General features: G+C 65.0%; 19 protein-coding genes and 1 tRNA gene. 1 reads left to right on the top strand and 19 read right to left on the bottom strand.

Going from position 1 to position 22,907, the window contains the following annotated elements:
* Positions 1-67: 67 nt before the first annotated feature.
* The 11 genes from ACIQYU_RS08755 to ACIQYU_RS08705 form a co-directional block, all read right to left on the bottom strand.
* Positions 68-1,780 (bottom strand): dipeptide ABC transporter ATP-binding protein, encoded by a 1,713-nt coding sequence (locus ACIQYU_RS08755; protein WP_402799036.1) that lies wholly within the window; start codon positions 1,778-1,780, stop codon positions 68-70.
* Positions 1,777-2,640 (bottom strand): ABC transporter permease, encoded by an 864-nt coding sequence (locus ACIQYU_RS08750; RefSeq protein ID WP_233693665.1) that lies wholly within the window; start codon positions 2,638-2,640, stop codon positions 1,777-1,779. Before ACIQYU_RS08750 ends, ACIQYU_RS08755 begins: the two co-directional genes overlap by 4 nt.
* Positions 2,637-3,623: an ABC transporter permease gene (locus tag ACIQYU_RS08745; protein WP_402799031.1), complete on the bottom strand. Its 987-nt coding sequence runs from the start codon at positions 3,621-3,623 to the stop codon at positions 2,637-2,639. Before ACIQYU_RS08745 ends, ACIQYU_RS08750 begins: the two co-directional genes overlap by 4 nt.
* Positions 3,620-5,215 carry an ABC transporter substrate-binding protein gene (locus tag ACIQYU_RS08740; RefSeq protein ID WP_402799499.1) on the bottom strand — a complete coding sequence of 532 codons (1,596 nt, stop codon included), beginning with the start codon at positions 5,213-5,215 and terminating at the stop codon, positions 3,620-3,622. The genes ACIQYU_RS08745 and ACIQYU_RS08740 overlap by 4 nt, the downstream gene beginning before the upstream one ends.
* Positions 5,216-5,671: 456 nt before the next feature.
* Positions 5,672-7,321 (bottom strand): dipeptide ABC transporter ATP-binding protein, encoded by a 1,650-nt coding sequence (locus ACIQYU_RS08735; RefSeq protein ID WP_402799029.1) that lies wholly within the window; start codon positions 7,319-7,321, stop codon positions 5,672-5,674.
* Positions 7,318-8,166, bottom strand: coding sequence for an ABC transporter permease (locus ACIQYU_RS08730; protein ID WP_402799026.1), 849 nt, complete (start codon positions 8,164-8,166; stop codon positions 7,318-7,320). Before ACIQYU_RS08730 ends, ACIQYU_RS08735 begins: the two co-directional genes overlap by 4 nt.
* Positions 8,167-8,306: 140 nt before the next feature.
* Positions 8,307-9,362 carry an NADP(H)-dependent aldo-keto reductase gene (locus tag ACIQYU_RS08725; RefSeq protein ID WP_402799024.1) on the bottom strand — a complete coding sequence of 352 codons (1,056 nt, stop codon included), beginning with the start codon at positions 9,360-9,362 and terminating at the stop codon, positions 8,307-8,309.
* Between the two features lie 45 nt (positions 9,363-9,407).
* Positions 9,408-10,757 (bottom strand): LLM class flavin-dependent oxidoreductase, encoded by a 1,350-nt coding sequence (locus ACIQYU_RS08720; RefSeq protein WP_402799021.1) that lies wholly within the window; start codon positions 10,755-10,757, stop codon positions 9,408-9,410.
* Between the two features lie 14 nt (positions 10,758-10,771).
* Positions 10,772-12,016, bottom strand: coding sequence for an acyl-CoA dehydrogenase family protein (locus ACIQYU_RS08715; RefSeq protein WP_402799018.1), 1,245 nt, complete (start codon positions 12,014-12,016; stop codon positions 10,772-10,774).
* Positions 12,017-12,037: 21 nt separating this feature from the next.
* Positions 12,038-12,970 (bottom strand): ABC transporter permease, encoded by a 933-nt coding sequence (locus ACIQYU_RS08710; RefSeq protein WP_402799015.1) that lies wholly within the window; start codon positions 12,968-12,970, stop codon positions 12,038-12,040.
* A complete protein-coding gene (locus ACIQYU_RS08705; protein ID WP_402799014.1) occupies positions 12,967-14,649 on the bottom strand; it encodes an ABC transporter substrate-binding protein in 1,683 nt (560 codons plus the stop codon). The genes ACIQYU_RS08710 and ACIQYU_RS08705 overlap by 4 nt, the downstream gene beginning before the upstream one ends.
* 556 nt (positions 14,650-15,205) lie before the next feature.
* Between ACIQYU_RS08705 and ACIQYU_RS08700 the strand changes: the two genes are divergently transcribed.
* The gene (locus ACIQYU_RS08700) at positions 15,206-17,317 is read left to right on the top strand and encodes a TonB-dependent receptor family protein (RefSeq protein ID WP_402799012.1); all 2,112 of its coding nucleotides are present in this window, start codon (positions 15,206-15,208) and stop codon (positions 17,315-17,317) included.
* Between the two features lie 146 nt (positions 17,318-17,463).
* On the opposite strand, the gene ACIQYU_RS08695 is transcribed toward ACIQYU_RS08700, so the two are convergent.
* The 8 genes from ACIQYU_RS08695 to ACIQYU_RS08660 all read right to left on the bottom strand — a co-directional run bounded on the left by ACIQYU_RS08695 (position 17,464) and on the right by ACIQYU_RS08660 (position 22,839).
* A complete protein-coding gene (locus ACIQYU_RS08695) occupies positions 17,464-17,949 on the bottom strand; it encodes an adenosine-specific kinase (RefSeq protein ID WP_233686922.1) in 486 nt (161 codons plus the stop codon).
* 246 nt (positions 17,950-18,195) lie between these two features.
* Positions 18,196-18,271, bottom strand: a tRNA-Gly gene (locus ACIQYU_RS08690).
* A gap of 63 nt (positions 18,272-18,334) precedes the next feature.
* A complete protein-coding gene (pgsA, locus tag ACIQYU_RS08685; RefSeq protein WP_015271035.1) occupies positions 18,335-18,895 on the bottom strand; it encodes a CDP-diacylglycerol--glycerol-3-phosphate 3-phosphatidyltransferase in 561 nt (186 codons plus the stop codon).
* Positions 18,896-18,927: 32 nt separating this feature from the next.
* Entirely contained in the window at positions 18,928-20,751 is a 1,824-nt protein-coding gene (gene uvrC / locus ACIQYU_RS08680) for an excinuclease ABC subunit UvrC (RefSeq protein ID WP_207831051.1), read from the bottom strand.
* Between the two features lie 6 nt (positions 20,752-20,757).
* Positions 20,758-21,396: a UvrY/SirA/GacA family response regulator transcription factor gene (gene uvrY, locus ACIQYU_RS08675; protein ID WP_003251380.1), complete on the bottom strand. Its 639-nt coding sequence runs from the start codon at positions 21,394-21,396 to the stop codon at positions 20,758-20,760.
* A gap of 63 nt (positions 21,397-21,459) precedes the next feature.
* Positions 21,460-21,849, bottom strand: coding sequence for a helix-turn-helix domain-containing protein (locus ACIQYU_RS08670; protein WP_207831049.1), 390 nt, complete (start codon positions 21,847-21,849; stop codon positions 21,460-21,462).
* A 117-nt stretch (positions 21,850-21,966) separates the two neighbouring features.
* Positions 21,967-22,398 carry a GNAT family N-acetyltransferase gene (locus ACIQYU_RS08665; protein ID WP_207831047.1) on the bottom strand — a complete coding sequence of 144 codons (432 nt, stop codon included), beginning with the start codon at positions 22,396-22,398 and terminating at the stop codon, positions 21,967-21,969.
* 54 nt (positions 22,399-22,452) lie between these two features.
* On the bottom strand, positions 22,453-22,839 hold the full coding sequence (locus ACIQYU_RS08660) for a DUF488 domain-containing protein (protein WP_063912658.1): 387 nt from the start codon (positions 22,837-22,839) through the stop codon (positions 22,453-22,455).
* Between the last annotated feature and the right edge of the window lie 68 nt (positions 22,840-22,907).

Raw genomic sequence — 22,907 nt, 5'->3', positions numbered from 1 at the left:
TTGCCAATGTCTTGAGGCTGGCGCGATCCCTGGGGAGCCGCGCAGGGCTTGACGTCTCAGTTCAGCTTCAAATCGCGATCTTCCACAGGCGGGTTTCGTCGAACAGGTCGAACGCCTCGTGCACCAGGTCCAGCGGCGGCACCACCAGTTCGGCGCCGCTACCGGGCAGGCGCGGCACCGCGCCGAGCAATCGCCGGGTGTATGCGTGGGCCGGGTTATCGAACAACTGTTCGACCGGTGCCTGTTCCACCACCTGACCATGGCGCATCACCAGCACGTCGTCGCTGACATGGCGGATCACCCCCAGGTCATGGGAGATGAACAGGTAGGCCAGGCCCAGTTCGTCCTGCAGGTCGGTCAGCAGGTCGAGCACCTGGGCTTGCACCGACACGTCCAGGGCCGAGACCGGCTCGTCGCAGATGATCACCTTGGGCTCGCTGGCGATGGCCCGGGCGATTGCCACCCGCTGGCGCTGGCCACCCGACAGTTGCAACGGTCGGCGCTGGGCAAGCGCTGCCGGCAGGCGCACCTGGTCGAGCAGCACAGCGATGCGTGCGGGTCTGGCGGGTGCCTCGATACCGGCTACCTGCAACGCGTCATCAAGAATCTGCGCCACGCTCCAGCGCGGGTCGAACGAGCCCAGCGGGTCCTGGTAGATCACGCTGATCTCGCCACGCAACGGCCGGCGCACGGCCTCGCTCACAGCGTTGGCCGGGCGGTTCCAGGGTTGCCCGCGATAAAGCACCTCACCCTCGTCGGGCTGCAGCAGGCCGAGGGCGATGCGTGCCACGGTGGTCTTGCCCGAGCCGGACTCACCGACAATGCCCAGGGTGCGCCCGGCACGCAGGGTGAAATCGACACCCTGTACCACCTGCCGCACCAGCCCGTCGGGGCCGAGGTAGCGCTTGCCCAGACCACGGCCTTCGAACAGCACGTCACCGTGCGAGCGTGCCCGCGGTTCGATGCGCACGCCAACCCGCTCGGGTGACAGCCGGCTACCGCGCGGGTGCTCGGCCGGCACTGCCGCCAGCAAGGCCCGGGTGTAGGGGTGGCGCGGCTGGCGCAGCACCTGCTGCATCGGCCCCTGCTCCACCACTTCGCCATGGCGCAGCACCACCACCTCGTCGGCCAATTGCGCGACCACTGCCAGGTCGTGGCTGATGATCAGCAGCGAGGCACCACGGGCCTTGATCTGCTGGAACACTTCGAGAATCTGCGCCTGCACGGTGGCATCCAGTGCCGTGGTCGGCTCATCGGCGATCACCAGCGCGGGGTCCAGGGCCAGGGCACTGGCGATCAGTGCACGCTGGCGCAGGCCGCCAGACAACTGCCCCGGACGCTGGCGAGCACGCAGCTCGACATCCGGCACGCCTACTCGCCCGAGCAATTCATGCACACGTGCAGTACGGGTGTGGCGGTCACCGTATCCGTGGGTCTGCAGCACTTCGAGAATTTCCTTGCCCACAGGCCGCAACGGGTCCAGCGACACCAGCGCATCCTGCAGCACGAAGCCGATGTCCTTGCCACGCACCGCCCGCCACTGCCGCTCGCTGAGGTCGAGCAGGTCATGGCCGGCGAAACTCAGGCGACGGGCGCTCACTTTCGCTCGCGCGCCGGCCAGGCCGACCAGGCAGCGGGCACTGACGCTCTTGCCCGAGCCGGACTCACCAACCAAGGCCACGCATCGGCCCGGCGGCAAGGTGAAAGACAAATCACGGACCACGCTGCCGTAATCAAAGGCCACGTTCAGTCCTTCGACGGTCAAGGTCTTGTCGCTCATGGCAGGCGCCCCTCCAGACGTTGTTGGATGTAACGGCCGGTCACGGTGGTCGCCAGGGTGGTGAGGACGATGAACAGGCCAGGGAAGAAGGTGAGCCACCAGGCATTGGCGATGAAGTCACGCCCCATGGACAACATCGTCCCCCACTCCGGCGCCGGTGGCCGCGCGCCCAGGCCGAGGAAGCTCAGCGCCGAGGCCCAGACGATGGCCTGGCCAACGCCCATGGTCAGCGTCACCACCAATGGCCGCATGGCATTGGGCAACAATTGGCGCAGCACGATGCGCGCAGTCGGGTGCCCCAGCGCCCGCGCCGCTTCGATGTAGCCGGCGTTGCGTACCGCCAGCACCTGGCCACGGACCATGCGCGCGTACCCCGGCGCACCGCCCAGCCCGGTGGCGACTATCAGCGGGCCGACGCCGCTGCCGAACACCGCCACGAACAGCAGCGCCAGCACCAGGCTGGGGAAGGCGAACAGCACTTCCAGCAACCAGCCGACCGCACGGTCCACGCGTGCGCCGCCAAGGCCACCAAGCAGGCCGAGGGCGATGGCGATGACCATGGAAATGGCCGTCGCCGCGAGGCCGATCAGCAGGCTCTGCCGTGCGCCGTGGATGATCCGCGCAAAGATGTCGCGCCCTGACTGGTCGGTGCCCAGCCAGTGCGCCCAACCGGGCGGCTGAAACGCTTGCCGCGGTACGATGGCCAATGGGTCGATGCGAGTGAACAGCCCCGGCGCCAACGCGGCCAGAAGCAATGCGAACAGGAACAGGATCGCCAGGCTTGCGCCCAGCGGCGGCAGTTTCAGATGATGCTGCCGGCGCAACGGCGCAAGGGCTTGATCATGGGTCAGGTCTGTCATGCTGCAGCCTCCTGCTGCCGAGGGTCGATCCACTGGTACAGCAGGTCGACCAGAATGTTCGCCAGCACATAGCCAGCCGCAACGACCAGGCTTATACCGATCACCAAGGGCAGGTCCTGGGCCTGCACTGCCTGGTACAGCTGGCGCCCCACCCCCTTGCGGGAAAAGATCACCTCGCACACCACCGCACCACTGATCAGTGCGCCGATGGCCCAGCCCGACAGCGACACACCTGGCAGCAAGGCGTGGCGCAAGGCGTGCCGAAAGCGCACGGCCAGGTCACTGATGCCGCGTGTACGGGCGGTCAGGATGAAGGGTTGATCGAGGGTGAGTTCCAGCGACTCGCGGGTGACCTGGGCGATGAAGCCGGCCAGCGGAATCGCCAGGGATAACGCCGGGAGTATCAGGCTGGCGAAACTGTCACTACCGGCCGGCGGGAACCAGCGCAGGCCGAAGGCGAATACCGCCAGCAGCACCACGCCGAGCCAGAAGTGCGGCAGTGCCGCGCTGAGGGTTTCTGCCAGCGAGGCGATGCCGCCGACCAGCCTGCCGCGCCCGGCGGTGACCACTGTCAGCAGCAGCACCAGCACCCAGGCCAGCAGCAGGGCGGCGATGGTCAGTTCCAAGGTCGCCCCGCCCTGCTCGGCCAGCACCCGGGTAACCGGCAGGTGCTGCGAGTAGGACACCCCCAGATCACCTTGCAGCAGGCGCCCCAGGTAGAACACGTACTGCACGGCCAACGGCTTGTCGAGGCCATACTCCACGCGCGCGGCTTCAATCGCTTCGGGCGTGGGGTTGCCGCTGGGGCCACCGAGGATCGCCAGCACCGGGTCACCCGGCATCAGCCGGAGTGCGAAGAACGTCAGGGTCGCCACCGCCCACAGCACCAGCACGCCGCCGGCCAGGCGGAGGGTGGCGCGCCGGCCCAGGGCGGCCAGGCGTTCGCGGCGTGGGTCGATCACCGCGAGTGTCGTCGTAGTCATTTGTTCACCCAAGCGTCATAGAGGTAGGTCACCGCCAGCGAAGGCTCCAGGCGCACGCCATGGGCGGTCTTGTAGATGCCCAGGCGCGTGCTTTGCGGGTAGGTGGTGAGTTGCAGGTACTGCGCGGCAGCCTGTTGCTGCGCCTGGAAGTAGCGCTGGCGGCGCAGGTCCGCATCCTGGGTGGCCAGCGCACTGTCGAGCAGCGCGTCAAAACCGGGGTCGGCATAGCCGGAGGAGTTCTGGTGGTAACCGCCAACCCCGGCCGGCTGCACGAAGGCGGTGGTGAAGATGATGCGTAGCACATCGGGGGTGTTGGTGTTCCAGTAGCCGATGCGGATGTCATAGTCCCAGGCGGCCTGGCGCGCGGTGACCTGGGCATCGCTCATCTGGTCCAGCACCAGCTCAAGGCCTGCCTGGCGGGTAGTTGCCTGCACCTGTTCCCACAGGGTCAGCTCCGACGGCGGCGTGCGCGCACCGATCAGCACGATGGCGCGCAGCCGCTGGCCGTTCCTGGTGCGGTAGCCTTCGCTGTCGCGGCCGGTCCAGCCAGCCTCGTCGAGCAGCCTGGCAGCGCGGGCCGGGTCATAGTCCTGGCCGCGCTCGAAGTCACCGCTGTAGAACGGCGTGGCCAAGCTCAACGGGCCACCGGCGCGGGGGAACTCGCCGAAGTACACACTTTTCAGCGCCCCCTCAACATCGGCGCTGCGAACGAAGGCCTCGCGCACACGGATGTCGTCGAACGGTGCGCGGCGCAGGTTGAAGGTGCCGTTGGTGGGGTTCCCCGGGCGCTGGGCAATGATCAGTTCCACGTCCGGGTTGCGCCGTGCTGCTTCGTGCGATTCTGGTGGCAACGCTTCGATCACATCGACCTCACCGGCCTGCAGCGAGGCGAAGCGCACCGACGGCTCCTGGATGAACTTCCAGACGATGCGATCAAGGTACGCAGGGCCCTGGTGCCGAGCGGTCGGTGGCGCCCAGTTGTAGGCCGGGTTGCGCACCAGTTCCACCTGGTTCTGCCGGTCCCAGCGCACCACCTTGAACGGCCCGCTGCCGACCGGGCTTTCGCAGTTCTGGTCACGGCTGCGTTGCAGTGCGGTGGGCGACTGGATGCCGAGAAAGCCCTGGGCCAACACTTCGAGGAAGGCCGCATAGGGCGTCGCCAGGGTGACTTCGGCAGTGTAGGTGTCGAGCACCTTGGTGCCGCGGTATTGGCGGATATAGCCACCAGCGGTACTGGACTGGGTCTTGGGGTTGGCCATGTGGTCGAGGTTGGCCTTGACCGCTTCGGCATTGAACGGTGTGCCGTCGGTGAATTGCACGTCGCGGCGCAGGTGGAAGGTGTAGCGCAGGCCATCTGGCGAAACCTCCCAGCTTGTCGCCAGCCAGGGACCGATCTGGCCGTTGCTGTCCATCGACACCAGCGAATCGAGGTACTGCTGGGCAACGAACACCTGCGGCATGTCGCCAGCCACATGCGGGTCGAGGCAGGTGGGCTCGCGGTCGGTGGCGTAGACCAGGGTGCCGCCCTGCTGTGGCGTGGTGCTTTGCGCGGCGGCGTGCTGTTCGGTTTTTTCGCAGCCGAGCAAGGCCAGTGCGGTGCAGAGCGGGATCAGGGGGAGGATGGGTGTGTTCAAGGGCGCTCCTGCGGGGACTGGGCTTCGATAGGCCTGTTGCAGGAGTTGTGCCGGGTTCAAGGGATTGATTTTGCTGGGGTTTGCCGAGGGTGAGGTGCTGTTGCGGGGGCAAAGTGTCCGGGGGGTGTTGGTGGGGCGACAGTGAACTGTGTTTTGTTTGTGATCGTCGATGCCTCTCCTGAGATTTCCCGATTGGCTGTTCCTGCCACTTCGCGGGCAAGCCCGCTCCCACAGCCTTGAAGCCTGTAGTGATCCTGTGGGAGCGGCTTTAGCCGCGAAGAATCCAACACGGTGCATGGCACCGGCTGCGCCGGTGTTCGCGGCTAAAGCCGCTCCCACAGTGTCCCTGCACATTTAATGAGTCATGTGCAGTTCTACAAGAGCGGCCTTGCCCGCGTCAGGGCTGGCACGGGTTTACACCGCAATCCGCGTAAACCAGCTTGGCCGCGCCGCCGGAAGATGAGGTACGGCATCGAGCAAAGCGCGGGTATAGGCCTGACGCGGCTGGCCGAGCACCTGGGCTGCCGGGCCCTGCTCCACCACCCTTCCCCCTTGCATCACCAGCAGGTGGTCACTGACCTGCTCCACCACCCCAAGGTCGTGGGAGATGAACAGGCAAGCCAGGTTCAACTCCGCCTTGAGCTCGGCCAGCAATGCGAGGATGCGCGCCTGCACCGACACATCCAGCGCCGATACCGGTTCATCCAGCACCAGCACCCTGGGCTTCATGGCCAGCGCCCGGGCAATCGCGATACGCTGCCGCTGCCCGCCCGACAACTCCAGCGGGCGACGATCGAGCAACCCCACCGGCAACTGCACCCGCTCCAGCAACGCCGCCGCCTCGGTGCGCTGCAGCGCACGCGGTACACCTGCATGCGCCAGCGCCTCGGCCAATACCCGCAACACGGTGTAGCGTGGGTCGAACGAAGCCAGCGGGTCCTGAAACACCACCTGGATCCCCTGCCGTGCCTGGCGCCGCTGCGCGGCAGACAACGCAAGCCAGTCCTGCCCGGCCAGTTGCAGGCTGCCTTGCTCCGGCCGCTCCAGCCCCAGCAGGATGCGCCCCAGCGTGCTCTTGCCGGAGCCGGACTCGCCCACCACGCCCAGGGTTTGCCCGGCGCGCAACTGCAGGGACACGTCGTTCAGCACCTGGCGCATCCGCCCGTCCGGCCCGACAAAGGCCTTGCTCAGGCCGCGTGCCTCCAGCACCACGGGTTGTTCGTCCACGCCATCCTCCACCAGTGCCAGGGCCGGCGCCGCCGGACGTTTGAAATGCACCGCCCGAGCCGCGCTCAGCAGGCGCTGGGTGTAGGGGTCCTGCGGGTCCTGCAGGATCTGTTCGACACTGCCCTGCTCCACCACCACCCCATGGCGCATCACCGCCACCCGGTCGGCCAGGCGCGCGACCACGGCCAGGTCATGGCTGACCATCAACAGGCTGTTGTCGCGCTCGCGCAGTTGCTCCAGCAGGTCGAGAATCTGCGCCTGCACCGTGGCGTCCAGCGCCGTGGTGGGCTCGTCCGCGATCAACAGGCGCGGCTGGCAGGCGATGGCAGAGGCGATCAGGGCGCGCTGCCGCAGGCCGCCGGACAGTTGCCACGGGTATTGTCGGGCGCGGACTTCGGGTTCAGGTACGCCGACCTGGCGCAGCAGTTCGAGCACCCGCAAGCGCCGCGGTTCAGCAGACAGGTCAGTGTGCAACAGCAGCGGCTCTTCGATCTCGGCGCCGACGCGCCGCAGCGGATCGAGCGAACCCAGTGCATCCTGCATGACAAAGCCGATACGCCCACCGCGCAAGCGCTGCCAACCCGTTTCGTCGACCTGGCGCAAGTCCTGCCCGGCAAAGGCCAGGCGCTGGGCCTGCACGCGGGCACCCACCCCGGTGAGGCCAACCAGGGTACGCGCCGTCACGCTCTTGCCCGAGCCCGATTCGCCTACCAGCGCCAGGCACTGCCCGGCATGCAGTTGCAAGTCGACGCCGTGCACCACCGGCACACCGTTGAAGCTCACGCGCAAGTCGCGGATATCCACCAAGGGTGCCGGGTGCTTTTCGAAGATGCTCATGGGTTTCTGCCCTCGCTACGGCGCAGCCAGTCGCGGCCGATGACGGTGATGGAAATGACAGTCAGGGTGATCGCCAGCGCAGGCCAGGCCATCAGCCAGGGCGCGTTGGCCATGAAATTGCGCGCCACTGCCATCATCGCGCCCCACTCCGGCGCGGGAGGTGGTGCGCCGAAGCCGAGGAAGCTCAGTGCGGCGGCGGCGGTGATGGCGCCACCCAGGCCGATGCAGGCCAGGATCAGCACGGGTTGCACGGCGTTGGGCAGCACATGCCAGAACACCACTGCCAAAGGCCTGCGGCCCAGCGTGACGGCTGCCTCGACGAAGCTGGCACGCCGGATGGTCAGGGCCTGGGCACGCACCAGGCGGGCATAGCGCGGCACCGAGGCGATGCCGACGGCGAGGATCAGGTTGCTGGTGCCTTGGCCGAACAGGGTGATGATCACCAGCGCCAGTAACAGGTCCGGGAAGGCCAGCAGCACATCGACGGCGCGCATCAGCAGGTTGTCCAGCCAGGCCGGAGCGAGGCCGGCGAGCAAGCCGAGCAGCGTGCCCAGGCCGAGCCCGACCAGGGTGGCGGCCAGGCCGATGTAGAGCGATGGGCGGGCGCCATGGATCAGCCGGCTGAGGACGTCGCGGCCGTTCTCGTCGCTGCCCAGCCAGAAGGCGGGGCCTGGCGGGTGGTAAGCCAGGCGGGCGTCGGCGGCCAACGGGTCGGTTGGCGAGAGCCAGTCGGGGAAGGTTACTGCCAGCAGTATCAGGCCCAATATGATCCAGGCCAGCGCCAGGCCTGGGCGAATCTGCCACCTGCTGGTCACTGTGTCTGGTATGGATACGATTGCGTTCATGTCTGTCCTTCTTGTGTCGCCTGTACCGGCCCATTCGCGGCTGAAGCCGCTCCCACAGGATCACCGCAAAGGCTGAATCCGTGCGGTCCCTGTGGGAGCGGCTTCAGCCGCGAACAAGGGCGAAGCCCTTGCCATGTGGGCTACGGGGCCGGGTTGGGAATACGGCGGTGCACGGCCTGGATCTCGGCCAGCACTTCATCGCTCAATTGCACATCCAGTGCGCTCAGGTTCTCCTGCAACTGCAACAAGGTGGTCTGCCCGGTGATCGCACTGGCCACGAACGGCTGGCGTATGACGAACGCCAGAGCCAGTTGTGCCGGTGTCAGTCCATGCTCCCGTGCAATCTGCACATAACCGGCAATCGAGCTGTTGGCCTCTTCGCTGCCGTAGCGATTGAACGTGCGATACACCGACGACAATCGCGAACCTTCCGGCCGCGCCCCGTTCAGGTACTTGCCGGTCAACGCCCCGAACGCCAGCGGCGAATAGGCCAGCAGGCTGATCCCCTCACGATGGCTGAACTCCGACAGACCGTTCTCGTACAAGCGATTGAGCAGGCTGTACGGGTTCTGGATGCTGGCAATCCGCGCCAGGCCCTTGTCCTCGCTGTGCCGCAGGAATTGCGCCACACCCCACGGTGTTTCGTTGGACACACCGATATGGCGCACCTTGCCGGCCTTGACCTGTTCGTCCAGCACCGCAAGGGTTTCTTCGATGGCTGCCGTTTGCGGATGGTCGTCGACGTAGGGGTATTCACGGATGCCGAAGAAGTTGCTGGTGCGATCGGGCCAATGCAGTTGGTAGAGGTCCAGGTAGTCGGTCTGCAGGCGACGCAGGCTGCCCTCCAGGGCCGCGACGATGTTCTTGCGGTCGTGGTGCGACAGGCCATCGCGGATGTGCGCCTGGCCACCGGGGTCGCGGGCCGGGCCGGCGATCTTGCTGGCCAGCAGGACTTTGTCGCGGTTGCCGCGGGCGGCGAGCCAGGTGCCGATGTAGCGCTCGGTGGTGGTCCAGGTTTCAGCGCGGGTGGGCGTGGGGTACATCTCGGCGGTGTCGATGAAGTTGATGCCTGCAGCAAGGGCAGCGTCCAGTTGCTGGTGAGCATCCTGTTCGCTGTTCTGGTGCCCCCAGGTCATGGTGCCGAGGCTGAGCAGGCTGACTTGCAGGTTGGTGTGGCCGAGTGGGCGGTAGCGCATGGTATCGAGTCCTTGGATGATGCGTTGATGTCTGGGCGACAGCCCTCAGACAGCCCGTGCGGTCTCGCGCCGGGCTTGTGCAAACTGGTTCGCTGCTTTCGGCAATCCCAGGTGATCGCGCAAGGTGGTGCCGGTGTATTCGGTGCGGAACAACCCGCGTTTCTGCAGCAGCGGTACCACCTCTTCGACGAACACCCGAGCACCTGACGGGAACATGTCGGGCATGATGTTGAAACCATCCCCCGCCCCTGCCAGAAACCACTCGGCCAAGGTATCGGCAACCTGTTCCGGGGTACCGACGGCCAACCGGTGCCCGACCAGAATCCGCCGCGACAGCTGGCGAATGGTCAGGTTCTCACTGCGCGCCAGGTTCAACTGAGCCTCCAGAAAACCATGCGACCCGCGCTCGAAATCCGCCACCGCGCCAATCCGTTCCCATGGCAATGGCGCATCCGGGTCCAGCTCGCTGGCATCGATGCCGATACGCCCCGCCACCTGCTGCAACAGGCCGTGCTCGCCATGCCAGGCATTGAGTTCGTCGAAGCGTGCATGGGCCTCGGCCTCGGTGCTGCCGATCACGGTCGACAGGCCGGGCATGATCTTCAGGTGCTGCGGGTCACGGCCCCAGGCTTTGGCCCGCGCCTTCATTTCCCGATAGAACGCCTGCCCGTCGGCCAGGGTGGTCTGAGTGGTGAAGATCGCATCGGCATAGCGTGAACCGAGTGCCTTGCCACCTTCGGAAGAGCCGGCCTGCACCAGTACCGGCCTGCCCTGCGGCGAACGCGGCAGGTTCAGCGGCCCCTTGACCTGAAAGTGCTTGCCCTTGAAATCCAGGGTGTGGACCTTGGCCGGGTCGGCAAAACGGCCGGTGCTGCGGTCACCGACGATCGCGTCCTCCTCCCAGCTGTCCCAAAGTTTCAGGGTCACGTCGACGAATTCCTCGGCCCGTCCGTAACGGTCCACATGCAGCGGCGCACCCGCCAGGCCGAAGTTCTGTGCTGCCGCATCACCGGCATTGGTCACCACATTCCAGGCCGCTCGGCCGCCGCTGATATGGTCCAGCGAGGCGATTCGCCGGGCCAGGTTGAAGGGTTCGTTGTAGGTGCTGGAGCAGGTCGCGATCACGCCGATGCGCTCGGTGGCGGCCGCCACTGCGGTGAGCAGCACGGTCGGCTCCAGGCGCCCGCCCGGCTGGGCGGACACATCCGGCGGCAACGCCGGGCCATCGGCAAGGAAGATCGCATCCAGGCAGCCGCGCTCGGAAATACGCGCGATATCGCGGTAATAGTTGACGTCGATATAGGCGTCGATTGCCGCCTCACCCTGGCGCCAGGCGCCGGAATGCGAGCCGAAGCCGAGGATGTTCATGCCCAGGCTCATCTGTTTCGTGGTCATGGCGGTTCTCCTGATCAGACTGCACTGGCTTCGTCGCCGCTGCCCTGCCCTTCGCTGGCGCTGGCGTGAAGGGCGCGCCAGGCCTGGGCCGGGCTGATGCCATTGAGGTAGTAGTTGCCCAACGCCTGCTCGCGGTAGATCGCCGGGTTGTGCGAAGCCAGGGTCCGGGCATTGCGCCAATGGCGGTCGAGGCGCCGGGCATTGCTGGTGGCCGATGCGCCGCCGACTTCGAACAGCAAGGTGCTCGCTTCCAGCACTTGCGGCAGGACGATCTGCTGCGCCTGAAAGGCGTGGATCTCGGCGTCGGTGTAAAGCTGCTCGGCCACCTCACCGTGCTGCCCGGCTTCGTGCACCGCCTGCAGGCTCTGGCCCACGGCGGTGACTTGCGCATCAGCGGCGAAGGCCAGGCTCGACAGGCGACCGATAACCGCTTGCACCCGCGGGTCTGCGGCCGGCTGCGACTGCCCCGGCACACCAAAGGCACGGGTGCGGCCCTGGACGAACGCTACGGCATCGGCCAGCACTGCACGGCCGATGCCCGCCAGGGTGGCCAGGTGCACCGCCTGGTAGAACGCGGTGAGGTAGGATTCGGCGCGCAACTCGCCCTTGGCAAAACGGCGCAGCAGGTGCTGCGGCTGCACGCTGACCCGGGTGAAACGGGTGGTGCCACTGCCGGTCAGGCGCTGGCCGAAGCCGTCCCAGTCATCGACCCGCTCCACGCCCGGCGCACCGGTCGGCACCACGAGGCTGACAAAGTCGTCGCCATGGTTGGCCACTGCCGCCACCCAATCGGCGTACAACGTGCCCGTGCAGTAGTACTTTTCGCCGTCCAGGCGGTAACCGCCCTCGTCTTCGCTCAACTGCACGGAATTGCCGGTACTGTCGGTGCGTTCGGCCATGGCCGCGCCCCACAGTTCACCGGCGACCACGCGGGCGAACCAGTAGTCCTGGGAGGCGGCGTCGCCGGACGACAGCCGCCCTTCGACGAAGCCGAAGTGGGCGCGGAAAATCTGCGGCAGGTTGGAGTCGGCCTGCCCCAGACGCACCAGTTGGCGCAGCAACTGCGGCAAGGTTGCGCCTGAGCCACCGTGGCTGCGCGGCACGCGCAGGGCACCGAAACGGGCTTCGCGTAGCCAGGCCACCGGCTCATGGGCCAGGGTGCGCTGCTGCTCGCGGGCCACCGCGCCTTCGGCGATACGCGCGTAGATCGGCGCAAAACGCGCGTCCAGCTCGGCATCGGTAATCGTGGTTTGACTCATGATGGTTCCTTTCAGGTGAATTCAGGAGCGTGCGGTGCGCGGGTCGATGGCCTGGGTCGCCAGGTCCACCAGCAGGTTGACCAGCACGTAGATCGCTGCCGCCAGCAGGGTGACGCCGAGCACCAGTGGCACGTCCTTGGTGGCGGTAGCGTCGAGCATCAAACGGCCAATGCCTTGGCGGCCGAACAGCAGTTCCAGCACCACGGCACCGCCGAGCAGGCTGGCGAACACGTAGCCGGCCAGGGTCACCAGCGGCACCAGGGCATGACGCAGGGCATGGCGCAGACGCACAGCGATATCGCCCATGCCACGGGCACGGGCCTGGGTGATGAAGGGTTGTTCCAGCACCTGCTCCAGCGCCTGGCGCAACACCTGGGCAAGCACCGCCGCGATCGGCACCGCCAGGGCCAGGCTCGGGAGTACCAGCGAGCGCCAACCGCTGGACCCGGACGGCGGCAACCAATGGAAGTAGAACGCGAAGGCCAACAGCAGCAGCGTGCCGATCACGAAGTTGGGCGCCGATGACAGCAACAGCTCGATGCCCGACACCACCGCCCGTAAACGCCGCCCACGGTTGGCGGTGAGCAGCGCCGAGGCTACCGCCAGCAGCACTGCCAGCACCGCCGCGCTGCTGGCCAAAGCCAGGGTCGCGGCAGCCTGCTCGCCAATCGCCTGGCTGACCGGTATGCGCAACCGGTACGACTCGCCCAGGTCGCCCTTGGCCAGGCGCGCCAGGTAGTGGCCGTACTGCACCCACAGCGGTTGATCGAGGCCGTACTCGGCACGCACCTGGGCCAGCAGCGCTTCGCTCGGCATGGCATCCGGGCCGCCGAGGATCGCCAGGGCGGTGTCGCCACCACTGTGCTGCATTCCGAGGAAAGTCAGGCTGGCCGCCGCCCAGAGCACTATCACACCGTCACGCAGGCGGCGCAGCAAGATCGACAGCAGCTTCATGGTTGCTCCTTTGCCAGCCATACGCTGGTGAACAGGGGAACATTGTGCGAACCATCGAACAGCACGCCGCCGATTGCGTTGCGGTAGGCCAGCAGCATCTGGCTTTCCACCGAAGGCACGGCCGGCACGGTCTCGCCCAGGCGTTGCTGGGCCTGGCGATACAGTTCGCGGCGGTGCGTCGGGTCGGTGCTGCGCCGGGCGTCGCCAAGCAACCGGTCGAGGGTGGCGTCACGGAAGTGGCCAACGTTCTGGCCGATCATTCGTGCGCTGGGGATGGATTGACTGTGGTAGAGGATGAACAGGCCATCGGCCGTGTTGGTGTGCCAATAGCCGCCGCCGATGGCGTCGAAGTCGCCGCGGTAACGCAGCTCCATGACCTTGCTGAGCGGCAGCAACTCGATGCGCAGGTCGAAGCCGACCTTGCGCAGGTCCGCCTGGGCTGCCACCGAGACATTGGCCGGGAACGCCGGGTTGTCATAGGTCAGCAAGGTCGCCCCGAGGCGCTGGCCACCACGGGTGCGATAGCCTTCGGTGTCACGGCCGGTCCAGCCGGCAGCGTCGAGCAGGCGCCCGGCTTCGGCCGGGTCGAAGGCCAAGGCATCGCGGGCCACCGGGTCATAGCCGGGCGTATTCACGGCCAGGAAATCCCCCTTGGCCAGGTACTCGCCGAAGCCGGAGATCCACGCCAGGCCATCACGGTCTATGGCCTTGGCCACGGCCTGACGCACCCGCACGTCATCGAACGGCACACGCTCGACATTGAAGGTGATGCTACGCGACGGGTTGCCCTTGCGAATGCGGTTGCGCAGGGTCAGCTGCGGGTTGGCGCGGATCGCTGCGGCATTCTGCGCCGGTGCCTCCAGGGCCATGTCGTTGTCGGCGGCTTCCAGCGAGGTGTAGCGGATCATCGCTTCAGGCACGTAGCTCAACTCGATGCCGTCCAGATACGCCTCGCCCTGGTGGTTGATCGCTGGCGGCGCCCAATCGTATCCCGGGCGACGGACAAAGCTGGCACGCTGGTCGCGCACCCAGCCGGTCAGCACGAAAGGCCCGGTGCCGATGGGCTGACTGGCGATGGTCTTCGGCGCTTCGAGGATCTGCCGCGGCGAGATCATCCCCAGCCAGGCCTGCGACAGCACATCCAGAAACGGCGCATAGGGCGCACGCAGGGTCGCCTCGAAGGTGTATTCGTCCACCACCCGTCCCTGCAGGTACGGCGCGATATAGGCGGCGGCCAGTGGCGACTTGGTCGTCGGGTCACGCATGTGTTCGAGGTTGACCCGCACGGCCTCGGCGTTGAAGTGCTCGCCATCGCTGAACGTGACGTCGTCGCGCAGGTGGAAGGTGTAGGTCAGGCCGTCGGCGCTGATGTCCCAGCTTTTCGCCAGCCACGGCGTGAGGGTGCCGTCCTCGGCCTGGTACACCAGGCAATCGAACAGGATGCGGCCCATCCACTGCATGTTGCCATTGGACAGCGCGTGGATATCGAAGCTGCCGGCGTCGGTCGCTGCCGACACGCGCAGGGTGCCACCGCGCTTGCCGGGCTGCTGCTCGACGAAATCGCTGACCGGGTAGCGCATCACGCCGTTCACTTCGCTGAGCGCTTCGCCCTTGAGCAGCGCCTGGCTCTGCGCGGACGTGGCGGGTGGGCAGGCGGCAACTAACAGCGCACTGGCCACCAGGCATGTATTGAATAATCGGCAATTCAGCTGCACAAGGGGCCCTTTATATAGACGGCTACATAAAGGGCTATTGCAGTTGTCGTGCCAGCGCTAACACTGCGCATTCATTGAGGTTTGTTCAAACGGCCTGACGCATTAACCATACAAACTGTTTCATCCCTGTTGCGCTGACAACATCCAACCCTGTGGGCTGCGCTGTCGCGTAAATAACTGAAATTGCAATCAATCCGCGTCCCCTGTGGGAGCGGCTTTAGCCGCGAAGAATCCAACGCGTTGCATGGCACCGGCTGCGCCGGTGATCGCGGCTAAAGCCGCTCCCCCAGGTTGCGCCATAGCATTCGGATATTTGGATATAACCTGCACTGTTCCGCAAACAACAGGGGCGCAACAAAATTTGCTTTTTTATTCAGCACTTCACACTAAAACTTTGGCCATACCCCCAAACTTCCGGCCTTTCGCCAGCTGGCACAGAAACTGCTCTCACCCATTCCGACAGGCCTGACTATTCCCATAGAACGCCGAGGATCTACGATGACTTTCAAGGAATTCAACGATGCGTGCGATTCAACCCCACCCACTGCGCCTGGCCATCCGCCACGCCGCCCTGGCCACCGCGGCCACGGCCCTGCTGGCCCCGGTCACGGTACTGGCCGCTGACCAGACCCTCGGCACGGTAACCGTGCAGGCCGCCAAGCAATCCGAAGTGCAACAGGCCGCCAGCGCCCTGGCCGAGGTGCCCGGCGGCACCAGCGTGGTCGACAGTGAAGAGGTCGCCAAGGGCCGCACTGCCACCCTGCAGGACACCCTTGGCTACCAGCCCGGCGTATTCGTGCAGTCCACCGGCGGCAACGACGCGGCGAAGATCTCGATCCGCGGCTCCGGTGCCAACACCTCGCCCGGCTACTTCCGTGAAGGCATCAAGTTCCTGTTCGACGGCCTGCCGCTGACCGGCCCTGGCGGCACACCCTACGAATTCCTCAACGCCAGCGGCGTGAACTACACCGAGATCCTGCGCGGCGCCAATGCCTTCCAGTATGGCGCGCTGACCCTCGGTGGCGCGGTCAACTTCGTCAACCACAGCGGCTACAGCGCCCCTGGCCTGCGCGTGCGCGCCGAAGCCGGCAGCTACCACTACCAGAAACAGAGCATCAGCTACGGTGGGGTCGAGGGCGACCTGGACTACTACCTGCAAGCCGACAACTACCGCAACGAGGGTTATCGCGACTACAGCCTGTCGAAGAGTTCGGGCATCGTTGCCAATGCCGGCTACCGCTTCAGCCCCAAGCTGGAAACCCGCCTGCTGCTGCGCTACCGCGATGAAACCCACAACGACCCCAGCGCCACCACCCTCAACGCCGCACTGCACCACCCGCGCCGCGCCAGCGCCACCGCCGAGAGCAGCGGTGCCGGTGCGCGCCGCCCGGGCAGCATCTGGGTGGGCAGCAAGACCACTTATACCTTTGACGACGATGCACGGCTGACCTTCGGCCTGTCGTATCACGACTATCGCCATACCAACAGCCCACGCAGCCCGAGCAATCCCAGTTACTGGGACTGGCACGACCTCGGCCTGTTGCTGGGCTATGACCGGGTCGACTACCTGTTCGGCCACGAAAGCCGCAGCAACATCGCCGTCACCTCCACCCAGCACCTGCGTGGCGGGGTGAACTCGGCCAACGACGACAAGGTGTCGCTCAAGCAGGTCAACTACAAGGACTCGTTCGACCGGGTGATCGCCCTGGGCAACGACCTCAACCTGGTCGACAACCTCTGGCTCACCAGCGGCGTGTCGTTCATCAACGTGCGGCGCAAGATCAACATCGACCACGCGGTGAACCCCAACACCACCAACTTCCCGCAGCACGTGGACTACGACAACTGGAGCGTCGCCCCGCGCATTGGCCTGCGCTACGAGTTGAGCCCGAACCTGCAGGTATTCACCAACTTCAGCCGCAGCATCGACCCGCCTGCTTCCTGGGAGTACTCGGGCTCCGGCCCGACCCTGCCTTACATCCGCCCGTTGGTGGAGCAGAAGGCCAACACCTTCGAGGTCGGTATCAAGGGCTCGCACGGCATCTTCGATGGCAGCCTGGCCCTGTACCGCTCGTGGATCCACGACGAGCTGCTGAACGTGCAGATCATCCCCGCCACGTCATCGTCGGCAGCGGTCACCGGCGCCTTCAACGCCTCGCCAACCATCCATCAGGGTGTCGAAGCCGGCCTCAACACCCGCCTTTGGGAAAACCCTCAGGGCGACCTGGTCCGCTGGCGCCAGGTGTACACCTACAACGACTTCTACTACCGGCATGACGACACCTTCGGCGACAACCAGTTGCCGGGCGTGCCCAAGCACATCTACCAGGGTGAACTGCAGTACCAGGACCACAGCGGCTGGTACACCGGCGTCAACGTACAGTCAGCCTCGCGCACGGCAGTGGACTATGCCAATACCCTGTATGCGCCGTCGTACACCATCTGGGGGGCGAACCTGGGGTATGAGGCGCCGAAGGGCAACTGGAAGGTGTCGCTGGACCTGAAGAACCTGGCGAACAAGGCGTACGTGACGGCGGTGACGCCGGTGTACAACGCGCGCGGGCAGGATACTGCGTCGTTCTGGCCGGGGGATGGGATTGGCGCGTACGTGGGGGTGGAGGTCAGGTACTGAGCCGTTGATGGGGCCTGGTGTTTGACGACACGTCCAATCAAAGGGGCAACATCTGAAAGGCGGTGCTCTCGGTGCAAACCTGCCGACAGCATCGTCCTGATGCTGTTACCCCTGCGGGCACCGCTCACGCGTACCCGCGCGGCAACTCACAATTTGTAGCCGATCTGTCGTAACAAGCCCTTGCGCCACACAATGCCTTCATCATCTTCAATGTCAGTGGCGCGAACCCCGTCCACTACCCCCAGGACTGCGCGACCCTGTTCCGTCTCGGCGAGAATCACTTCTACCGGATTGGCTGTCGCACAAAAAATGCAGCACACCTCTGGAACCAGCTTGACGGTGTTCAGCACGTTCAGTGGATAGAACCCATCGCCGAGAAAAATGATGAAACTATGGCCAGCCGCAATGTTTTGTGCATTTTTCTGGGCAAGCTCGATCATCGCGGTATCGGTGCCAGACCAGCGCACCAGGTGTTCGCCGGACGCTTCACAGAAGGCCAGGCCAAACTGAATACCTGGCACCGCATTTACCAGCGCTTCATGGATGTCCTCGACGGACTTGATGAAGTGCGTCTGGCCAAAAATGAAGTTCGTCGTTTCTGGCTTGTCGATTTTCTGAGCGATGAGTTGCATCAAACACCTCCTTTCACGCTGTGGGCAGAAGGCTCTGGCGATAGATCAAGCTTAGCCACTCAGGGGCGACTGTGGCCTGGCTGCGGGACTCTCCCTGGATGCAGCCCATAACGAAAAATGCCCCGTATCTTTCGATACGGGGCATTCTCTTGACGGGCTCTGGCAGATTGCCAGACTTTACGCAGCGTGCGCATGCCCTTTTTTCACAACTTGCAGACAAAAAAGAAAGTCTGCAAATCTTTAATCTGGAGCGGGAAACGAGACTCGAACTCGCGACCCCGACCTTGGCAAGGTCGTGCTCTACCAACTGAGCTATTCCCGCGTCGTGATGGGTGCCATTCTAGCGATTTCCAAAACGGCGTCAACCCCTTGATTCAAAAAACTTTTATTTCTGCTCCGAGCCTTCGCGCAGGTGCGGCCAGGCGGCCAGCAGGTAGTGCACCATCGACCACAGGGTCAGCCCCGCCGCCACCAGCAGCAGCGCGTAGCCGAGGATTACCCAGAAGGTCACCGCCGGCGGGTTGGCCAGCAGGATCACCAGCGCCAGCATCTGCGCCGCGGTTTTCCACTTGCCAAGGTTGGACACCGCCACATGCGCCCGGGCGCCCAGCTCGGCCATCCACTCGCGCAGCGCCGACACCACGATCTCGCGGCCGATGATTACCGCGGCCGGCAAGGTCAGCCAGAAGTTGGCGTGGGTCTGCACCAGCAGCACCAGGGCCACCGCCACCATCAGCTTGTCGGCCACAGGGTCGAGGAAGGCACCGAACGGCGTGCTCTGCTGCAGGCGACGCGCCAGGTAGCCGTCCAGCCAGTCGGTGGCGGCGGCAACGGCGAACACACTGCTGGCGGCCATGTAGCTCCAGTGGTAGGGCATATAGAACAGCAGGATGAAGATCGGGATGAGCAGGACGCGTAGAACGGTGAGCAGGTTTGGAATATTCATCGGTACGACTGGCCGCAAGTTGAGCCCGCATTCTACTCGCTATGCAGGCTGGCATAAATCGACTCGGCAAGCTTTTTACTGATGCCGGGTGCTTTGGCGATTTCATCGATACTGGCGCGATTGAGCTCCTGCAGGCCGCCGAAATGTTTCAGCAGGTCGCGCCGGCGCTTGGGCCCTACCCCGGCCACATCCTCCAGGCTGGACACCCGGCGGGCCTTGCCACGGCGGGCGCGGTGGCCGGTGATGGCGAAACGGTGGGCCTCGTCGCGGATCTGCTGGATCAGGTGCAAGGCCGGTGAGTCGCCCTTGAGGGTGAACTCGTGGTGCACGTCGTTCAGGTACAGGGTTTCGAAACCGGCCTTGCGCGTCACGCCCTTGGCCACGCCAAGCAGGGTCAGGTCGCTGAAGCCCAGCTCCTGCATCACGTCACGGGCCATGTTCAGCTGGCCTTTGCCGCCGTCCACCAGCAGCACGTCTGGCAGCTTGCCCTCACCGTCCTTGATACGCCCGTAGCGGCGGGTCAGGGCCTGGTGCATGGCGGCGTAGTCGTCGCCGGCAGTGACGCCTTCGATGTTGAAGCGGCGGTAGTCGGACTTGAGCGGGCCTTCGGGGCCGAACACCACGCAGCTGGCCACCGTGGCCTCGCCGCTGGAATGGCTGATGTCGTAACACTCCAGGCGCTGCGGCACCTCGTCCAGCTTCAGCACCTCGGCCAGGGCCTCGAAACGTGCGGCCATGTGCTGGCGGTTGGCCAGGCGGGCATTGAGCGCCTGCTCGGCGTTGGTTACCGCCAGTTGCTGCCAGCGGGCGCGGGTACCGCGTACCCGGTGGCTGATGGTCAGCTCGCGGCCGCGCAGCGTGTGCAGCGCTTCAGTGATGGCTTCGAAGTCTTCGTGCACCACGTTGACGATCAGCTCGCCCGGCAGTTCGCGCTCGGCATTGCCCAGGTAGTACTGGGAGAGGAACGCGGCCATCACTTCGGCCACCTCCTCCTCGATGCCCACCTGGGGGAAGAAGTTCTTGCTGCCCAGCACCCGCCCGCCGCGCACGCTGATCAGGTGCACGCAGGCGCCACCGGGGTTGACGAAGGCGGCGATGACATCGACATCGCCGCTGCCGCCTTCGATGTACTGCTGGTCCTGGACCCGCCGCAGCAAGGCGATCTGGTCGCGCAACTCGGCGGCTCTTTCGAAATTGAGGGCCATGGCGGCCTTCTCCATCTCGGCATTGAGCTCGTTGCCCAGTTGCTGGCTACGCCCTTCGAGGAACATCACCGAGTGGCGCACGTCCTCGGCATATTCCTCGGCGGTCACCAGGCCCGTGCAGGGCCCTTTGCAGCGCTTGATCTGGTACTGCAGGCACGGCCGGGTGCGGTTGGCGTAGTAGCTGTCTTCGCACTGGCGCACCGAAAAGGCCTTTTGCAGCAGGCTGAGGCTTTCACGAATGGCCCCGGCACTGGGGTACGGGCCAAAGTAGCGGCCCTTGGCCTTCTTCGCCCCACGGTGAATACCCAGCCGCGGGAACTCGCCGTCGGAAAGGAACACGTAGGGGTAGGATTTGTCGTCGCGCAGCAGGATGTTGTACGGCGGCCGCCATTCCTTGATCAGGTTCTGCTCCAGCAGCAGCGCCTCGGTTTCGTTGGCGGTGATGGTGGTTTCGACCTGGGCGATGCGCGCCACCAGCGCGGCGGTCTTGGGCGCCAGGCCGGTCTTGCGGAAATAGCTGGCCAGGCGCTTCTTGAGGTTCTTGGCCTTGCCCACGTAAAGCAACCGGGCTTCGGCGTCGAACATCCGGTAGACGCCCGGGCGACCACTGCAGGTCGCCAGGAATGCGCTGGCATCGAAAACTTGGGACATGAGGTTTTACAGGCTTGCGTCGACCATACCGTGGCGAACGGCCAGCAAGGTCAGTTCGACATCGCTGGTGACCGAGAGTTTTTCAAAGATCCGATAACGGTAAGTATTGACGGTCTTGGGCGAGAGGCACAACTTGTCGGAGATGATCTGCACTTTCTGGCAGCCGACGATCATCAGGGCAATCTGGATTTCCCGCTCCGACAAGGCATCGAACGGCGAGCCCTGTGGCTGGAACGGTTTCAGCGCCAGCTGCTGGGCGATCTGCGGGCTGATGTAGCGCTGGCCGGCAAAGGCCAGGCGTATGGCCTGGACCATTTCGTCAAGGCCGGCGCCCTTGGTCAGGTAGCCAGCGGCACCGGCTTGCAGCAGGCGCGTGGGGAATGGGTCTTCCTCGCACACAGTCACGGCAACCACCTTGATGTCCGGGTGGCTGCGCAGCAGCTTGCGGGTGGCCTCCAGGCCACCGATGCCGGGCATTTTCACATCCATCAGCACCACATCCGGCTTCAGCTCACGGGCCAGCTTGAGTGCCGATTCGCCCGAATCCCCCTCACCCACCACCTGCAGGCCATCGATGTCGGCCAGCATGCGGGTAATACCGGTTCGTACCAGATCGTGATCATCGACCACTAAGACCCTAATCAAGCACACACCTCGTCAGCAGGGCGATTGGATCCCGCCACCTTAACAAAATTTTTCACGGCGGGCCTAACGCATTCCTTCCGTAAGAAACGCCTGACGTTCAACCGAGAGCGGCCTCACTGTCTGCCGGGATTTGTCGTTGTTGGTCAAACGCCGCAGCAGGTGCCAGAGTGCCGCCTGATCGTCGCACGACAACTGCCGGAAAGCCCTCAGCAAACCGGACTCATCGGCGTTAAGCCCCTCAAGCGGTAGCGGGGTGTGGATACCGCTGAGCACATATTGCGCATCCACCCCCCTGGCCGCCAATGCCGCCAGGTAATCGACCCGCGGCGAGCGTTCACCACTCTCGTATTTGCCCTGGGCATTGGGTTCGACCCCGCCGATATCTCCAAACACGCGCTGGGTCATCCCCAGACGCTCACGCTCTTCCCGCAGCCGCGGACCGATTCCATTCATGGGAGGCTCCTTGTCCCTGTTCACACTCATGTACGGCCTACCCGCCTGCAGGCAGCCGTAAACGCCTGAGTTCACTATGCCCATGCTCACCAGTCGCGACAAGCCATCATTGCGCTATTAGTCGATCGTACGCTGCATGCGCACAAAGCATTCGTCCTCACCCATTTCGACGAAGCCATGGCGCTGGTACAGCACACGCGCCGGGTTGCTGCGAAACACCATCAGCCGTAGCAGCGGCAGATGCCGCTGGCGGGCCCACAGCGCCAACTGCTCCAGCACCCAGCTGCCGACACCACGCCCACGGTGCTCGGGTAGCAGGTGCAACTCGCGGATGAACAGCGCCTGACGGTCCTGGCTGAGGCTGCAGAAGCCGAGCACGGTGTCACCTTCAGTCACCAGCCACTGCTCGCGCCAGCCCCAGGCTTCGTCGAAGGCTTGCTCGATCCACAACAGGTCATATTCACGGTAGTACGGCAGCATGGCGCGGCGCGTGAGGTCGCGGGCGAAGGTGCAGTGGGTGTCGTCGGCGGGGGTCAGGTTCAGGGGCATCACATATCGAACTCTTGGGTTTGCCGGCGACAGGGCCGGTAAAACGAATATCAATCATTGGGCGTAGCACACGGGCGAACTGCCAGGCCCACGCCGGTCCAGTTCGTCCTCCAGCCATTGCGCCAGCACCCGGGCATTGTTGTGTTCAGTGTCCTTGCCCGCATAAAGCAATGTCAAAGTGCCCTTCCCCGCCAAGTCCAACAGCGGGTACCAGTGCTCTGGGTGGGCCGCCAGCTCTTGCTGGTAGCGCTGGGTGAAACCGGCGAAATCCACTTCACCCTGGTGAAACGCCTTGCGCAATTCATCCGAGGGTGCAACTTCGCGCAACCACTGTCCGCGCAGGTCTTCCTTGCGCTTGTTACGCGGCCACAGCCGATCGACCAGCACGCGCTGGCCGTCGTCCTGCTCAACCGCATCGTAGACACGCTTGCAGCGAATCATCGGTTTCTCCTGCCATTACCGTCCGTCTTGAGCCTAGATAAATCATTGATCGAGGTCACGGCCGGGTT

It is taken from the genome of Pseudomonas sp. NPDC096925 (assembly GCF_044762545.1).
GTDB lineage: Bacteria > Pseudomonadota > Gammaproteobacteria > Pseudomonadales > Pseudomonadaceae > Aquipseudomonas.
Note: the sequence above shows the minus strand (reverse complement) of the source record. Positions and strands in the feature narration are given on the sequence as shown.

Bases quoted from the DNA above. Each gene is read 5' to 3' on its own strand.
- ACIQYU_RS08660 (WP_063912658.1), bottom strand. From the start codon at position 22,839: ATGATTCGCTGCAAGCGTGTCTACGATGCGGTTGAGCAGGACGACGGC.
- ACIQYU_RS08720 (WP_402799021.1), bottom strand. From the start codon at position 10,757: ATGACCACGAAACAGATGAGCCTGGGCATGAACATCCTCGGCTTCGGC.
- ACIQYU_RS08745 (WP_402799031.1), bottom strand. From the start codon at position 3,623: ATGACTACGACGACACTCGCGGTGATCGACCCACGCCGCGAACGCCTG.
- pgsA (WP_015271035.1), bottom strand. From the start codon at position 18,895: ATGAATATTCCAAACCTGCTCACCGTTCTACGCGTCCTGCTCATCCCG.
- ACIQYU_RS08725 (WP_402799024.1), bottom strand. From the start codon at position 9,362: ATGCGCTACCGCCCACTCGGCCACACCAACCTGCAAGTCAGCCTGCTC.
- ACIQYU_RS08710 (WP_402799015.1), bottom strand. From the start codon at position 12,970: ATGAAGCTGCTGTCGATCTTGCTGCGCCGCCTGCGTGACGGTGTGATA.
- ACIQYU_RS08700 (WP_402799012.1), top strand. From the start codon at position 15,206: ATGCGTGCGATTCAACCCCACCCACTGCGCCTGGCCATCCGCCACGCC.
- ACIQYU_RS08750 (WP_233693665.1), bottom strand. From the start codon at position 2,640: ATGACAGACCTGACCCATGATCAAGCCCTTGCGCCGTTGCGCCGGCAG.
- ACIQYU_RS08715 (WP_402799018.1), bottom strand. From the start codon at position 12,016: ATGAGTCAAACCACGATTACCGATGCCGAGCTGGACGCGCGTTTTGCG.
- ACIQYU_RS08665 (WP_207831047.1), bottom strand. From the start codon at position 22,398: ATGCCCCTGAACCTGACCCCCGCCGACGACACCCACTGCACCTTCGCC.
- ACIQYU_RS08670 (WP_207831049.1), bottom strand. From the start codon at position 21,849: ATGAATGGAATCGGTCCGCGGCTGCGGGAAGAGCGTGAGCGTCTGGGG.
- ACIQYU_RS08730 (WP_402799026.1), bottom strand. From the start codon at position 8,166: ATGAACGCAATCGTATCCATACCAGACACAGTGACCAGCAGGTGGCAG.
- ACIQYU_RS08695 (WP_233686922.1), bottom strand. From the start codon at position 17,949: ATGCAACTCATCGCTCAGAAAATCGACAAGCCAGAAACGACGAACTTC.
- ACIQYU_RS08755 (WP_402799036.1), bottom strand. From the start codon at position 1,780: ATGAGCGACAAGACCTTGACCGTCGAAGGACTGAACGTGGCCTTTGAT.
- uvrC (WP_207831051.1), bottom strand. From the start codon at position 20,751: ATGTCCCAAGTTTTCGATGCCAGCGCATTCCTGGCGACCTGCAGTGGT.
- ACIQYU_RS08735 (WP_402799029.1), bottom strand. From the start codon at position 7,321: ATGAGCATCTTCGAAAAGCACCCGGCACCCTTGGTGGATATCCGCGAC.